Origin of the sequence: Vibrio sp. V33_P6A3T137 (assembly GCF_009904835.1) — a bacterium.
GTDB lineage: Bacteria > Pseudomonadota > Gammaproteobacteria > Enterobacterales > Vibrionaceae > Vibrio > Vibrio metschnikovii.
The window spans coordinates 1-15031 of sequence record NZ_WXWK01000118.1 but is presented as its reverse complement, the minus strand read 5'-3'; the positions used below and the strand labels follow the sequence as shown (position 1 = coordinate 15031).

Here is a 15031-nt window from a genome sequence, read left to right as displayed (position 1 = left end):
AGATACAATGACTCAGTGGATAGCAGGTCAATGGATTGCTGGACAAGGCGATGCGTTGAGTTCAATCAGCCCTTACGATGATCAAGTGATTTGGCAAGGTAATAGCGCCACAGCAGAGCAGGTTGAACAAGCGATCAGCGCGGCTCGCCAAGCATTCATCGCATGGAAAAATCGCCCGTTTGCTGAGCGTGAACAAGTGGTGTTGGCTTTTGCTGAGCAGGTCAAAGCCAACAGTGAAAAAATTGCTGAGGTAATCGCTAAAGAAACCGGCAAACCATTATGGGAAACGCGCACCGAAGCCGCGGCGATGGCTGGTAAAATTGCGATTTCTATTCGTGCTTACCATGAACGTACTGGGCAGCAGCAACGTGAGGTGGCAGGCAATACGATTGTATTGCGGCATCGTCCTCTTGGCGTAATGGCGGTATTTGGTCCATATAATTTTCCTGCCCATTTACCCAATGGCCATATTGTTCCTGCTTTACTGGCTGGTAATACCGTGGTGTTTAAACCTTCAGAGCAAACCCCATGGACTGGTGAGCTAGCGATGCAGTTATGGCAAGCGGCGGGATTACCTGATGGTGTGCTTAACCTAGTACAAGGTGCGAAAGAAACGGGTATTGCGCTCGCGCAATCAAAAAATATTGATGGCTTGCTCTTTACTGGTAGTGCGAATACGGGGCACCTCTTACATCGTCAGTTTGCCGGTCAACCCGATAAAATGTTAGCACTGGAGATGGGCGGCAATAATCCGATGGTGATTTCTGAGCACTATGGCGATATTGATGCGGCGGTATACACTATTATTCAGTCAGCGTTTATTAGTGCGGGACAACGTTGTACTTGCGCTCGTCGTCTTTATTTACCTGAAGGCGAAAAAGGCGATAAGTTGCTTGATAAGTTGCTAAAAGCGACCGAGCAGCTGCGCATTGATCAGCCTTTTGCTGATCCTGCACCCTTTATGGGGCCACAGATTTCACGTGCTGCCGCTGAGTTTATTTTGACGGCACAAGCGAATTTACAAGCGTTAGGCGGAAAAAGTTTATTAACCGCGAAGGCACAACAAGCGGCGTTCGTCACACCAGGGATTATTGATGTCACTGCGATTAATGATTTACCTGATGAAGAATATTTCGGCCCATTATTGCAAGTCATTCGTTATCAAACACTGCCTCAAGCTGTAGCACTGGCTAATAATACGCGCTTTGGTTTGTCAGCAGGCTTAGTGTCGACCGACGATCAAGAGTGGCAATATTTTATTGATCATATTCGCGCCGGAATTGTTAACCGTAACCGTCAACTTACCGGAGCCAGTGGCGATGCTCCCTTTGGTGGGCCGGGTGCGTCAGGTAACTTACGCCCCAGCGCGTTTTACGCCGCGGATTACTGTGCTTACCCAATGGCGTCGATGGAAGGGCAAGCGACAGAATTACCCGCGACACTATCACCAGGGGTTGTTTTGCCTTAAGTCGTCAACACAGCTAAAGAGTGTAGATAATGTTTAACCCATAACGTCTCTATCGCGAGAGACGTTATCCACCCACTGACAAGGAGGCGTCATGACGCCAAGTGCGCTTTTTCAATGTTTATGGAATGACTATATTCAGCGTCTTTGCCCTGCGGCAGAAAAAGTCCATCATTTGCTCCAGGAAGACGAAGTACTGATCAATGACCACATTGCTTTACGAACTTTTAATATCGCACCACTGGGTATAGAGACTTTGGCCAAGCCGTTTCTGGCCTTAGGCTACGTTGCTTGCGGTGATTATCTGTTTGAAAGCAAAAAGCTGGTGGCGAAGCATTATGAGCACCCTGATCCTAAGCAACCTAAGGTATTTATTAGTGAATTGAAGGTCGAAGAGTGCTCAGCAGAGTTACAAGCGATAGTCGCTAAGTTAGTGGCTCAAGTCGAGACGACTCGCCTTGATGATGTCGATTTTCTTTACGCGGGCCGTCTATGGGATCTTTCGTTTGCGGATTATCAAATCTTAGCCAAAGAAAGCGAGTATGCGGCGTGGTTAGCCGCCCATGGTTATGGGGCCAATCACTTTACGGTGAGTGTTAATCAGCTCAAGGCATTTAATGAGGTCAAAGCGGTCAATGATCATCTGCGTCAGGCGGGCTTTACTATCAATGAAAATGGCGGTGAAGTGAAAGGCACACCAGAAGTATTACTAGAACAGTCCTCGACTATGGCTGATAAGGTGCCAGTCTCGTTTAACGACGGTGTTGAAGTGATCCCTGGTGGTTTTTATGAGTTCGCTAAACGTTATCCGATGGCGAACGGTCAACTGTATAGCGGCTTTGTGGCGGCTTCAGCAGATAAAATCTTTGAAAGTACCGATCTTCGTTAGTAAAAAAAACGGAACGGGTAGCCAACGATGAACAACAAAAAAGCTACTTTAGGTCAACTAAAGTAGCTTATTCAGGCTTTAAGCATGTTAAACCAGAGGTTAACGAGTGCCGTAGACCACGATGGTTTTACCGTGTGCTGATATCAGATTTTGCTCTTCAAGCATTTTCAGAATCCGGCCAACGGTTTCACGAGAGCAACCAACGATTTGACCAATTTCTTGACGAGTGATTTTGATTTGCATCCCATCAGGGTGAGTCATTGCATCGGGTTGTTTTGCTAGGTTTAGTAGAGTTTGTGCAATACGACCAGTCACATCAAGGAACGCCAAATCACCGACTTTTTGGCTGGTCACTTGTAGGCGACGAGCCATTTGCCCTGATAGACGCATCAGGATATCGGGGTTAACTTGAATCAATTGACGGAACTTCTTAAAAGAAATTTCCGCGACTTCACAAGGGGATTTAGCTCGAACCCAAGCGGTACGTTCTTGATCTTCTTCGAACAGACCAAGCTCGCCGATGAAATCACCTTGGTTAAGGTAAGAAAGAATCATCTCTTTACCTTCTTCGTCTTTAATTAGTACCGCAACAGAACCTTTAACAATGTAGTACAAGGTTTCCGCTTTTTCGCCCGCATGGATCAGCGTGCTTTTTGAAGGGTACTTATGAATATGACAATGTGAAAGGAACCACTCTAGTGTTGGGTCGGTTTGAGGTTTACCTAGAACCATAATATCTCACTTCCTCTGCAGGGTACGCTCGCTGCTGTCCGTATATTTTAGCGAAGCCTTAATGGATTAACTAGAATAAGAGGACTTCCTAATGGCTGCAAGCTATCTTGTGTTCGGTAAGGAATAGTATCCTTTTTCGAACGCGATTTCTTGATTTTAATCGTATCAAACCATGGATATTTTACGCAAAAACGTGCACATGATCACGGTATGAAAAGTAATCGTGTTAATAAGACCGTAGCCTGACCGATTATGCGAATTTCTTACTCATCAGGTCAAGATAAGGCAATCTCAACCAATTTTTCCGGATTCAATTAATTGCTGGAGTAAGGGTTGCACGATAAGTTCCATAGCAAAGCCCATTTTGCCGCCAGGAACCACAATCGTGTTGTGACGCGACATAAACGAGCCATCAATCATTGCCAGTAAATAGGGATAATCGACATTCTTTATTCCGCGTAAACGGATCACCACAAAGCTTTCATCTAAACTCGGGATGCCTTTCGCATTGAGAGGATTTGAGGTGTCGACCGTAGGCACTCGTTGAAAGTTAATGTGCGTACGCGAAAACTGAGGGGTAATGTAATTCAGATAATCGTCCATTGAGCGAACGATAGAATCCATGACGGCTTCACGAGAATGGCCGCGGTCACGAGTATCGCGCACGTATTTTTGGATCCATTCCAAATTGACAATTGGAACCATGCCAATCAAAAAATCGACATGTTGCGCGACATTAATGTCACCATCGACCACTCCGCCATGTAAGCCTTCATAAAATAAGACATTGGTATCATCAGGCAACTGCTGCCAAGGTGTGAAGGTACCAGGCATCTGATTATAGGGGACGGCTTCATCAAAAGTATGCAGATAACGACGAATTTGTCCTGCGCCCGTTTTGCCATATTGGCGGAAAAAATCCTGCAGAGCAGGGAAGTCATTCGCTTGCGGACCGAAGTAGCTAATATGTCGACCTTGTTCTCTTGCTTTACGAATTTCAATATCCATTTCTGGACGAGTGAAGCGGTGGAAGCTATCACCTTCCACCCAAGCGGGTTTAATGTTCATCATATTGAACATTTTGCGGAAAGCTTCTGATGTGGTCGTTGTACCAGCGCCTGATGAACCGGTGACCGCAATAATGGGGTGTTTTGCTGACATGACATACCTTGTCTGTTGATCCTTGAGGGGCAAAGCCCATGGCTGGTTTCACTATATCATGGAAAAAACGCAGCAGAAAACGCCGATTTTTACCGTCAGCGTGCGGTACTTTTGATATCGATCGTTTCGTGTAACTCAGAATAGACGATCATCGCTTGCCCACTGCGCAGTTGAGCGATGACTTGATCGATTTTGTCTTGTAAGCTGATTTCACTTTCACCGTAGTCAGTGCCTTCGCGTAATACAAACTCACGAATTAAATTGTCTAGAGTGTCACTGGCGATATGTTGCCAAGGAACGATCATAAATACCTCATGATTTTATGAACTGATAATCTCTGTTTTACGATATTTTGCTGCCATATGACGCTAAATGACGCTAATTTTTATTTCTGTCGCCAATTAGCGTAGTAACTCGGCAAAGCCTGCTCAAGCCAGAACCTAGGTTGACGTAAGCTGCCAGCTAAAAAGCCAACATGGCCACCGTGTTCAAATAATTGGTAGTTAATCTGTGGGTTTAAAGGACCGCGCGGGATCACTGCTTCAGTCATAAACGGATCATCGGCAGCATGAATGATCAGCGTAGGGATAGTAATCGCGCCTAATTTCATGAGTCCTGAGCATTGTTGATAGTACTCTTGCGCATCTTTAAAGCCGTGTAGCGGTGCGGTGATCAAATCATCAAATTGATAGAGCTTGCTTACTTGACGAATGGATTGCGTGGTTAAACCTAGCTCATTTTGTAGCAATGGGGCTTTTCTTAACGCATTATTTTTTAATGATGAGAGTAAATAACGGCGATAAATTTTTGAAAAGCCCTGTTCAATGCGTTGCGAACACGCCGCTAAATCCAGTGGTGCGGAAATGATGGTTGCCGCATCGACAATCGGATCATCCCGATAGCGCGCCAAATAGTTGACCAGCATATTACCGCCTAAAGAGACTCCAGTTGCAATGATGGTACGCTGAGGGAATTGCGCTCGTAGGTATTCAAGTACGAAACGCGCGTCTTCCGTTTCACCCGAATGGTAAGCTCGAGCTAAGCGGTTGGGTTTTCCGCTGCAGCCTCGAAAATGCATCATCACCGATAGCCAACCATGTCGAGCAAACGCATCCATTAAGCCATTAGCATAAGGGCTATAAAAACTGCCTTCTAAACCGTGAAATAAGACAAAAATGGGTTTATCGACACCGGGGAGGGCTGGTTCACTCCATGCTAAATCAAGAAAATCGTTATCTGGCGTGGTTAAGGTTTGCCAAACCGGCGTAAAGCAAGCCGCTCGACGAATTAAGCGCGGTAGTAGGGTTTGTAAATGTGGGTTGGTTAATCCCTTCGCGGCAGTAAACGGCGACATCAAAAACCTCAATTCTTTATGAGCATCATGTTGGTTTTACCGGGGTAGAGAATAGAGAGATCAAATGCTCAGCGCCAAGTTGTCGACAGTAGCGCTCAGTCAACGCTAGGTCTTTGGTCGGGGATAATCGGAATCCCTGTACGCAGCCGATCAGCTCTGCTTGTTGCTGTTTTTCTAACCGCAATTCAAACTGTAGCGCTTCACGGTACAGTGTTTCTGATAGGTGAGACTTTAGTTTACGGCGCAACTCACGAAAAGAGTGAACTAAGCTTTCTGAATGACTTAAACACGCCAATAAGCGTGGCCATTCTGAGTCGTTAATACTGAGTTGTTGTTCGTCTAACCACTTGAGCAGCAAGAGTAAATTAACATTCCCCTGAAACTGGTTTTGCAGACACAAGCACGCTTCTTTTACTTCATTAACCGCATAATAGTCGAGGCTAAATTGCCATAAGCCTTCTAACGTTAATGATGAATACGCGTGCGTTGGGATCATTACTGAGTGAATTCCTGTTCCAGTTGTTCAAGATGTTCTTGCTCGGCCATCCAATCACTTTCTACTTGTTCAAGCGCGCTTTTTGCTGACGCTTGATTAGCAATCACTTCGGTTAATTGGGCTTTGTTCTCTGCGTCATACAAACTGGCCTCAGAGAGATTTAACTCGGCTTGGGCGAGAATGGCATTCAATTTATCCATTTTCTCTTCTAACTGTGTCAATTTTTTGCGAATTGGCGCGGTTTGTTTACGAAAATCAGCTTCGCGACGTTTTTGCTCTTTTTTCGCCGCAGCACTGTTGGTGCTGTCTTTGACTGGCTGAGTCGCTTGGGCTTCTTTGCGGGCAATTTTCTGCTGATCGGTTAGCCATTTGTAGTAATCGGTTAAGTCACCATCAAAAGGAGCGACTTGCTGATCATGCACTAAATACAGCTCGTCAGTGGTCGCGCGTAATAGGTAGCGGTCATGACTGACGATAACCATTGCACCTTCAAAGCTTTGTAAGGCAAAGGTCAAGGCTTGGCGCATGTCTAAATCTAAATGGTTGGTGGGTTCGTCCAACAACAACAGATTAGGTTTTTGCCACACAATCAGCGCCAGCACCAAACGGGCTTTTTCGCCACCGGAGAAAGGGGCCACTTTTTCTAGCGATTTTTCACCCTGAAAACCAAAACTGCCTAAATAATTGCGCAGCTCAAGTTCGGTTTTATCAGGGGCAATTTGCATCATGTGCTGCAACGGCGTTTCTTGTGGGTGTAATGTTTCCAACTGATGCTGGGCAAAGTAGCCGATTTTCACGCCTTGAGAGTAAGTGAGATCGCCACTTTGCGGTTTCAGTTCACTGGAGAGCAGTTTAATTAATGTTGATTTACCCGCGCCATTACGACCTAGCAAACCAATTCGGCTACCCGGGACTAAGTTAAGACGAATCTTTTCGAGGATCAGCCGATCGTCATATCCGGCAGCCACGTTATCCATCATTAAAATCGGATTAGGCAAGGCGGCAGGTTGACGGAACTCAAAGCTAAACGGGTTATCAAATTGCGCTGGTAAAACTTGCTCCATTTTTTCCAGTGCTTTAATTCGGCTTTGTGCTTGGCGCGCTTTTGAGGCTTTATAGCGAAAGCGATCAATGTAGCTTTGCATATGTGCCATCTGCTTTTGCTGTTTTTGATATTGCGCTTGTTGCTGCATTAGCTTTTGCGCGCGTTGCACTTCAAACGATGAGTAGTTACCGGTGTACTCATTGAGCTGTTGATTTTCAATATGAATAATCCGATTGACGATCGGGTCAAGAAAATCACGATCGTGAGAGATCAACAGTAGCGTACCAGGATAGCTTTGTAGCCAACGCTCAAGCCACATCACTGCATCTAAATCGAGGTGGTTAGTGGGCTCGTCGAGGAGCAATAAATCAGAGCGACAGATCAGCGCTTGGGCAAGGTTAAGACGCATGCGCCAGCCACCAGAAAATTGGGTTAAATTCCAACTCATTTGTTGTTGACTGAAACCTAAACCATCCAGCAGTTCGGCAGCGCGCGCTTGAATGCTGTAACCACCAATGGTTTCAATATGACCATGCAACTCGGCAACACGGGTGCCATTATCTTGCTGTTCTGCTTCACGGAGTTGTTGTTCTAAGCGACGATATTCTCGATCACCATCAATCACGTATTCTAAAGCTTGTCGCTCTAAAGCGGGCGTTTCTTGGGCAACCCAAGCCAACTCCCAGTGAGCCGGTTGATTAAATGAGCCGGCATCAATCGATAACTCCTCTTTCATTAATGCAAATAGTGTTGATTTACCACAGCCGTTTTTACCGACTAAACCGACTTTATCGCCGGGATGAATAGTGGCTGAGGTTTTATCAAGCAGCGGTTTTCCGCCACGGAGTAATTGAATGTCAGAGAAGATAATCATAAAGAGTCGTGTCTAGTTAGCCGTGTATGTCGCCGCGAATAGTAGGAGTAATCTTGATCAATGTCGATGATTATACCGATTCGTTGATGGTCTTCCTAGGCTGTTCTCTATCGTTTAGCGACATTGGCTCGTTACATGCTCGGCTATCGCTTGGTCGGCTTTAAGGCTACAATTTGTGTTACTGTTGAGCCGCTTACGATAAGGAAATCCGTTGGTTGCTCTATCGACCGTTCGCATCTATTAAAGAGAATCAAGGAATGACCAAGGATAAGGATAAAGAGAACGCATCCTCCCATCATCAAGTGGGCACCGCCGATCGACCCAAGGTATTGGTTATTTACGCTCACCCCGACCCTGATCACTCGCTGGCTAATCGTCTGCTGATTGAACGAATTATCGCTTTGCCTCATGTTGAAGTACTTGATCTGTACGCGACCTATCCCGATTTTTTTATCGATGTGAATCAAGAGCATCAACGTTTACTGGAAGTTGATGTGATTGTCTTTCAACACCCGTTGTACATGTATTCGTGTCCTGCATTATTAAAAGAGTGGATTGATAAAGTGCTCGGTAAAGGTTTTGCCTTTGGACCAGAAAGTGCGCTGCAAGGTAAGTGTTGGCGAAGCGTGATCACGACCGGTGGGCATCGAGAGGCTTTTAGTGCTGAGGGATACAATCGTTATCCATTGAGTGAAATTCTACAACCTTTTGAATTAACCGCCGCGTTATGTCGTATGCGCTGGATTGATCCGTTAGTGATGTATTGGGCAAGGCACATCAGTGATGCTGAACGCAGGCAACATGCTGATCAGTATGTCGCTTGGCTAGAAGGGTTACGTCATGATGACTGATTGGCTGTCCAGTTCGGTGATTTTTTTGACGGCTGCCGTGGTCGCAGTACCGATTGCTCAACGTTTAGGGCTTGGGGCTATTTTGGGCTACTTACTCGCCGGGATTGTGATTGGTCCTTGGGGTTTTAAGCTTATCACTGATGTTAATGCGATTTTGAACTTTGCCGAATTTGGTGTGGTACTGCTGCTATTTTTGATTGGCTTAGAGCTAAACCCTAAGCGATTGTGGCAAATGAAAGGACCGATCCTTGGGCAGGGTGGGTCACAGATGTTAATCACCAGTAGCGTGCTCGCGAGCGGTTTATGGATGTACGGTTTCTCTTGGCCAGTGAGTATCACGGTTGGGTTGATTCTTGCTCAATCATCGACGGCAATAGCGCTACGTACCATTGATGAAATGCGGTTAACCTTAAGTGATACGGGACGCACGGTATTTGCCGTGTCGCTGTTTCAAGATTTAGCGGTTATTCCAACGCTCGCTTTAGTTGCCATTTTTGCCGGCCAAACAACGGGTGACAGCTTGCCATTAATGTGGATGTTGGCAGGGGTAGCAGGGCTATTAATGGCTGGGCATTTCCTATTGCAGCCTTTATTTCGGTGGGTGGTGAATAGCCAAGTGCGCGAGCTATTTACCGTAGCCTCGCTATTGTTGGTTATTGCGATTGCCTTATTGATGGAAAAGCTGGGTTTGTCGATGGCCTTAGGGGCTTTTCTGGCAGGCATGCTGCTTGCGGAAAGTGAGTTTCGTCATGAGTTAAGTACAGCCATTGAGCCTTTTAAAGGCTTACTGTTGGGGCTATTTTTTATCGCCGTGGGCATGTCGGTTAATATCGCCTTACTGTGGCAGGAGTGGTGGCTGGTCAGTCTGCTGGTGATCGGGTTAATCAGTGTCAAAATGGCGATCATGTATGGTTTAGCGCGTCTAGCTAAAGTGCGCTCGAAAGCACGCAGTCGCAGTGCGTTGATTTTGAGTCAAGGCGGAGAAATTGGTTTTGTCATTTTGACGGCCGCGACGGAGGGGCAATTATTCACGGCTAGTCAGTCAGCGTTGCTGGTTTTAGTGATCAGTGTCTCGATGATGACGACCCCATTATTGCTCAAACTCCAAACCTTCTATTATAGCCAGACGTTAAATAGCCCTGAAGAGGAGCCTGACAACACGATTGGCCATCAAACTCCGCAAGTGATCATCGCTGGTTTTGGTCGCTTTGGACAGATCGTTGGCCGATTAATGTACGCCAATAAGATTAAAATTACCGTATTAGAGAGTGATGCCAGCCAAATTAAACTGCTGCGTAAATATGGTTATAAGGTGTTTTATGGCGATGCGACCCACCTTGAACTGTTGCGCTCTGCGGGGGCTGCACAGGCAGAGGCGATAGTGATCTGTACCGATGAACCCGATGAAGTGATGCGGATTGTGACTTTGTGTCAACAGCACTTCCCACAATTAAAAATCTTAGCACGGGCGCGAAGTCAGGTAGAGGCCTATCAATTATTAAGCCACGGTATCGCAGGACATTCTCGAGAGACGTTTCTTGGCGCTTTAGATTTAGGCCGCCAAGTACTTGTGCAATTAGGCATGCACCCTTATCAAGCGAAACGAGCAGAAGCGCACTTTCGGCGGTTGGATGTCACGATGCTTAAAGAATTATTGCCGCAGCACAGTGATGATAAAAACTTAACGTTACGGACTAAAGCGGCTCGTAAAGAGCTGGAAGAGATTTTTGGACGAGAGATGGCAAATGATCGTCAAGCTCGTGATTATTGGGAAAAACGTAGGACGAAATAGTGAGCACAAAAAAACGTTTTATTGCTGGAGCCAGTTGCCCAAATTGTAAAACACAAGACACACTGCGCTGGTGGATAGAGAATAATATTGAGCTGGTTGAGTGTGTAGAATGTGATTACGCAGAGCAACGTAAACCGCAATCGGTAGAAAAAAGCCAACATGCTACTGAGCAAATGATTGGGATTTTTAAACCAGAATAATTGAGTTTCAGTGTATAATCTTCATAATATTGCTCATCTCTCTCTTAATCTGAGATGAGCAAAACAAAACCAACCTCCTTGGAGCCGTTATGAAAATTGAAAAAAATATGGTTGTGAGCATTGCCTACCAAGTAAAAATGGAAGATGGCGTGGTCGTAGACCAATCAACAGTGGAAGCCCCACTGGAGTATCTACATGGTCACAACAACCTAATCACTGGTCTTGAGCGTGAGCTAGAAGGTAAAGTTATCGGTGATAAATTTAGCGCTACTGTCGCACCAGAAGATGCTTACGGTGAACACAGTGATGCGCTAGTACAACGTGTTCCTGCGGATGTTTTCCAAGGTGTGGATGAGTTGGAAGTCGGTATGCGTTTCTTAGCTGATACCGATCAAGGTCCTATCCCTGTTGAGATCACCGAAGTCGATGGTGATGAAGTGGTGGTTGATGGTAACCACATGTTAGCCGGCCAGACCTTGACGTTTGATGTTGAAGTGATTGCGCTACGTGAAGCGACAGCTGAAGAGCTTGAGCATGGTCACATTCATCATGCTGGTGGCTGTGGTCACGACCATGGGCATGACCACGATCACGATGGTTGCTGCGGTGGCGAAGGTCATCACCATCATGGACAAGAAAAAGAAGGCTGCTGTGGTGGCGGTAGCTGCGGCTCTCATTAATCGATAGCCAAAGATAACTTATTACGATGGAAACGAGCGGCTAAGACCGATTGGTATTCGGAAATCGTGTAAGTTTGTCGATATTGAAAGCGTTAACTGTTCTGCGGTTAGCGCTTTTTTTAAAGGAACTCTACGATGAAATCTCCTTTTGCAATCGCCATTCATGGCGGAGCTGGCACTATCTTGCGTGAGCAGATGAGCGCTTCACTGCAGCAAGAAATAACCCAAACCTTAGAGGCGGCGGTGCGCGCGGGACATCAGCACTTAGAGCAAGGCGGCGATGCGCTAGATGCGGTTGTCGCTGCTGTTACTTTACTTGAAGATTCGCCGTTATTTAATGCTGGCAAAGGCTCCGTCTTGACTCATCAAGAAATGGTTGAGATGGATGCCGCGGTGATGGATGGTCAACAACGGCGCGTTGGCGCGATTGCTGGGGTAAAACACATCAAAAATCCGGTTGTTCTGGCGAGAGATGTGCTATTGCACAGTGAGCATGTATTTTTGATTGGGGAAGGAGCAGAAGCCTTTGCTTTTGCGCAGGGCCATACGTATACCGAACAGGACTATTTTTTTACTGAGCGACGTTATGAGCAATTATTAGCCATGAAAGCCAGTGATCAAACGGCGTTATCTGAATCGGTTTATCCAGATGATAAGAAATATGGCACCGTGGGTGCGGTTGCGCTCGATCAACAGGGTAATTTGGCGGCGGCGACCAGTACAGGTGGCATCAGCAACAAGCGCTATGGACGCGTCGGGGATTCGCCGATCATTGGCGCAGGTACGCTGGCTGAAAATGGTAATGTGGCTATCTCAGCCACTGGAGTGGGTGAATATTTTATTCGCTATCAGGTAGCGGGAGAAGTCGCCGCTCGAATGCGTTACCTGCAACAAGACCTCGTCACCGCCTGTGAGACGGTTATTCAAGGTGAACTCAAGCAAGTGGGAGGCGAAGGAGGATTGATCGCTATTGATCAACAGGGCCACATTCATTTTGCGATGAACAGTTCCGGCATGTATCGTGCGGCGATTGACCGTGATGGGATTTGCTCGGTAAAAATTTATGCTGATGAATAAACGCGGCGATGCCTTCTGAGTGTCAGGTTGATTTTCATCAGTGTCTCACTACTGGCGACTGGCAATTGCCACGCGTTTAAAAAATAACTGCAAGTCGAAGGATTCGGTGCTAGAATCCTTTTTTAACTAGCAATCAGACTTGGAAAGATGGGAAATAACGTAGTCGTTCTAGGCACCCAGTGGGGTGACGAAGGTAAAGGCAAGATAGTTGACCTTTTAACAGAAGATGCCAAATATGTGGTTCGCTATCAAGGTGGCCATAACGCTGGACATACTCTAGTCATCGACGGTGAAAAAACCGTTCTTCACTTAATTCCGTCCGGTATTCTCCGCAACAACGTAAAATGCATCATTGGTAATGGCGTGGTTCTGTCACCCGATGCATTAATCAAAGAGATGACACCGCTTGAAGAGCGTGGCATTCCTGTTAAGGAGCGTCTGTTTATTTCTGAAGCTTGTCCTTTGATTCTTCCTTATCATATCGCTCTTGATCAAGCGCGTGAACTGGCTCGTGGCAAAAAAGCCATTGGTACCACAGGTCGCGGCATTGGTCCTGCTTATGAAGATAAAGTGGCGCGTCGTGGTCTGCGTGTTGGCGATTTGTTCAACATGGTTTCCTTTGCTGAAAAACTTAAAGAAGTCATGGAATTCCATAACTTCCAGCTAGAGCATTTTTATAAAGTAGATCCAGTGAGCTATGACGACGTCTTAGCTCAAGTCCAAGGGTACGCTGAATTGTTGACCTCTATGGTCATCGATGTGACGGATGAATTGGATGCAGCCCGCAAGCGTGGCGACAAGATCATGTTTGAAGGTGCACAAGGTACGCTGTTGGATATTGACCACGGTACTTATCCTTATGTAACGTCTTCTAACACGACCGCTGGTGGTGTAGCTGCTGGTTCAGGTTTTGGCCCTCGTCATCTAGGTTATATCTTAGGTATTGCAAAAGCCTACTGTACTCGTGTTGGTGCGGGTCCCTTCCCAACAGAATTGGATGATGAAGTAGGTAACCACTTAGGTACTAAAGGTCATGAATTTGGCGCGACGACGGGCCGTAAACGTCGTTGTGGTTGGTTTGATGCGGTGGCTATGCGCCGTGCGATTCAAATTAACTCAGTCACTGGCTTTTGCTTAACCAAGTTAGATGTACTTGATGGACTGGAAGAGCTAAAAATCTGTACGGGTTATCAAATGCCGGATGGTTCTGTTGCACAGGTATCACCAATGGCAGCAGATGCTTTCGAGGCGGTGACGCCTATTTACGAAACCATGCCAGGTTGGTCAGAAAATACTTTTGGCGCGACATCAATTGAATCATTACCTCAAGCGGCGATTAATTACATTAAACGCATTGAAGAGTTGACGGGCGTGCCAATTGATATTATTTCAACGGGCCCAGACCGTAACGAAACGATCATCAAAGTACACCCATTTAACGTGTGATTTTTTGATTCGCTTGACGATTTCTCTATTTAAAAAGCTGGCGCTTCGCCAGCTTTTTTTATGCCTCATTCTTCATACTCTTGGTCTTGGTGGCAAAAAGTTGCCGCAAAGAGGCAATTTATCCTAAAGTGAATGCTAGGGCTGCCGATACAAGAATCAAGCCGAGCCCTTGCGCGCTGTCGCGCTATACTATTATGGCTATCGGATTCAACCAAGAGTGCAAGTATGAAGCTACGTACGGTAGCCGCTTCTATATTATTCGCATTTCACTCTTCCTTCGGTCACGCCAACGTGGCGGATGTTAAAGAGCCTGTGCCGATTTATTCTGAAGCTGAGCTAATCAAACTGATTGAACAGAACCAACACTTGGAGCGACTGAAAGCCGATCGCTGCCAGTTGGTTGAGGACATTGTTGCTCGTGCAACTCGGATCAGTCTGCCTGCGTACGAGTTTTTATATGGTGATATGCTGGCGTGGGGCGTTTGCGTTGAACAAGATGTTGAGCTGGGCTTATATTATATGGAAAATGCTGCCCATCAAGGATTAGCCAGTGCCCTAGAACAGCTTGGTCGTTATTATTCGCGAGGCACGTTGGTCCAGCAAGATAGAGAGCGAGCCATTCCGTATCTTCGTGAAGCGGCGGCGATGGGCAATCTTAATGCTCGGATTCATCTTGCTGAGCTGTTATTACGCGATCATGGTAGCCCGTTAGATTATGAAGATGCCTATCGTTGGTTATACAATTCCGTGACTGCCGATCAGCGAACTCATAATCGAATTACCTTGCTGCGACAAGGATTAGAAATGAGGATGCCAGAAAATATCATTGCTCGAGCAAAGCGCCGAGGCAGCTTCTGGTAAATAAAGCTTGTTTATCTTAGCTTTTTTCTCTATCATTCTGTCGCTTGCTGGATGATTGTCATGCAGTAAGTGATAGATATAGAATATTATTAATACTCAATCCTATCT

At 46.2% G+C, this 15031-nt stretch carries 15 protein-coding genes; 9 read left to right on the top strand and 6 right to left on the bottom strand.

Annotation, left to right across the window (positions count from 1 at the left end; genetic code table 11):
• The first annotated feature begins 7 nt into the window (after positions 1-7).
• Together astD and CAG60_RS11075 are read left to right on the top strand one after the other, a co-directional pair.
• Entirely contained in the window at positions 8-1468 is a 1461-nt protein-coding gene (gene astD / locus CAG60_RS11080; protein ID WP_161438950.1) for a succinylglutamate-semialdehyde dehydrogenase, read from the top strand.
• A gap of 91 nt (positions 1469-1559) precedes the next feature.
• Positions 1560-2354 carry a DUF1338 domain-containing protein gene (locus CAG60_RS11075; protein ID WP_154170008.1) on the top strand — a complete coding sequence of 265 codons (795 nt, stop codon included), beginning with the start codon at positions 1560-1562 and terminating at the stop codon, positions 2352-2354.
• Positions 2355-2453: 99 nt separating this feature from the next.
• Here the strand turns inward: CAG60_RS11075 and crp are convergent, their stop codons facing one another.
• The 6 genes from crp to CAG60_RS11045 form a co-directional block, all read right to left on the bottom strand.
• The gene (crp, locus tag CAG60_RS11070) at positions 2454-3086 is read right to left on the bottom strand and encodes a cAMP-activated global transcriptional regulator CRP (protein WP_004394497.1); all 633 of its coding nucleotides are present in this window, start codon (positions 3084-3086) and stop codon (positions 2454-2456) included.
• Positions 3087-3377: 291 nt separating this feature from the next.
• Positions 3378-4247: a phosphoribulokinase gene (locus tag CAG60_RS11065; protein ID WP_004394498.1), complete on the bottom strand. Its 870-nt coding sequence runs from the start codon at positions 4245-4247 to the stop codon at positions 3378-3380.
• A gap of 95 nt (positions 4248-4342) precedes the next feature.
• A complete protein-coding gene (locus CAG60_RS11060) occupies positions 4343-4552 on the bottom strand; it encodes a YheU family protein (RefSeq protein WP_004394499.1) in 210 nt (69 codons plus the stop codon).
• Positions 4553-4632: 80 nt separating this feature from the next.
• Positions 4633-5601 carry a hydrolase gene (locus CAG60_RS11055; protein WP_161438949.1) on the bottom strand — a complete coding sequence of 323 codons (969 nt, stop codon included), beginning with the start codon at positions 5599-5601 and terminating at the stop codon, positions 4633-4635.
• A 25-nt stretch (positions 5602-5626) separates the two neighbouring features.
• Positions 5627-6097: a TIGR02444 family protein gene (locus CAG60_RS11050; protein WP_161438948.1), complete on the bottom strand. Its 471-nt coding sequence runs from the start codon at positions 6095-6097 to the stop codon at positions 5627-5629.
• On the bottom strand, positions 6097-8016 hold the full coding sequence (locus CAG60_RS11045; protein ID WP_161438947.1) for an ABC transporter ATP-binding protein: 1920 nt from the start codon (positions 8014-8016) through the stop codon (positions 6097-6099). The genes CAG60_RS11050 and CAG60_RS11045 overlap by 1 nt, the downstream gene beginning before the upstream one ends.
• Before the next feature lie 257 nt (positions 8017-8273).
• Between CAG60_RS11045 and kefG the strand changes: the two genes are divergently transcribed.
• The 7 genes from kefG (at position 8274) to motX (ending at position 14923) form a co-directional block, all read left to right on the top strand.
• Positions 8274-8867, top strand: a complete 594-nt coding sequence (gene kefG, locus CAG60_RS11040) for a glutathione-regulated potassium-efflux system ancillary protein KefG (RefSeq protein WP_158138953.1) — start codon at positions 8274-8276, stop codon at positions 8865-8867.
• Positions 8857-10659: a glutathione-regulated potassium-efflux system protein KefB gene (gene kefB, locus CAG60_RS11035; RefSeq protein WP_161438946.1), complete on the top strand. Its 1803-nt coding sequence runs from the start codon at positions 8857-8859 to the stop codon at positions 10657-10659. The genes kefG and kefB overlap by 11 nt, the downstream gene beginning before the upstream one ends.
• Positions 10659-10859 (top strand): YheV family putative zinc ribbon protein, encoded by a 201-nt coding sequence (locus CAG60_RS11030; protein WP_004394504.1) that lies wholly within the window; start codon positions 10659-10661, stop codon positions 10857-10859. The genes kefB and CAG60_RS11030 overlap by 1 nt, the downstream gene beginning before the upstream one ends.
• An 89-nt stretch (positions 10860-10948) precedes the next feature.
• Positions 10949-11539 (top strand): peptidylprolyl isomerase, encoded by a 591-nt coding sequence (gene slyD / locus CAG60_RS11025; RefSeq protein WP_004394505.1) that lies wholly within the window; start codon positions 10949-10951, stop codon positions 11537-11539.
• A gap of 135 nt (positions 11540-11674) precedes the next feature.
• Positions 11675-12616 (top strand): isoaspartyl peptidase/L-asparaginase family protein, encoded by a 942-nt coding sequence (locus tag CAG60_RS11020; protein ID WP_161438945.1) that lies wholly within the window; start codon positions 11675-11677, stop codon positions 12614-12616.
• Positions 12617-12763: 147 nt separating this feature from the next.
• Entirely contained in the window at positions 12764-14062 is a 1299-nt protein-coding gene (locus CAG60_RS11015) for an adenylosuccinate synthase (protein WP_004394507.1), read from the top strand.
• A 225-nt stretch (positions 14063-14287) separates the two neighbouring features.
• Positions 14288-14923: a flagellar protein MotX gene (gene motX / locus CAG60_RS11010; RefSeq protein ID WP_040903975.1), complete on the top strand. Its 636-nt coding sequence runs from the start codon at positions 14288-14290 to the stop codon at positions 14921-14923.
• Positions 14924-15031: the final 108 nt, after the last annotated feature.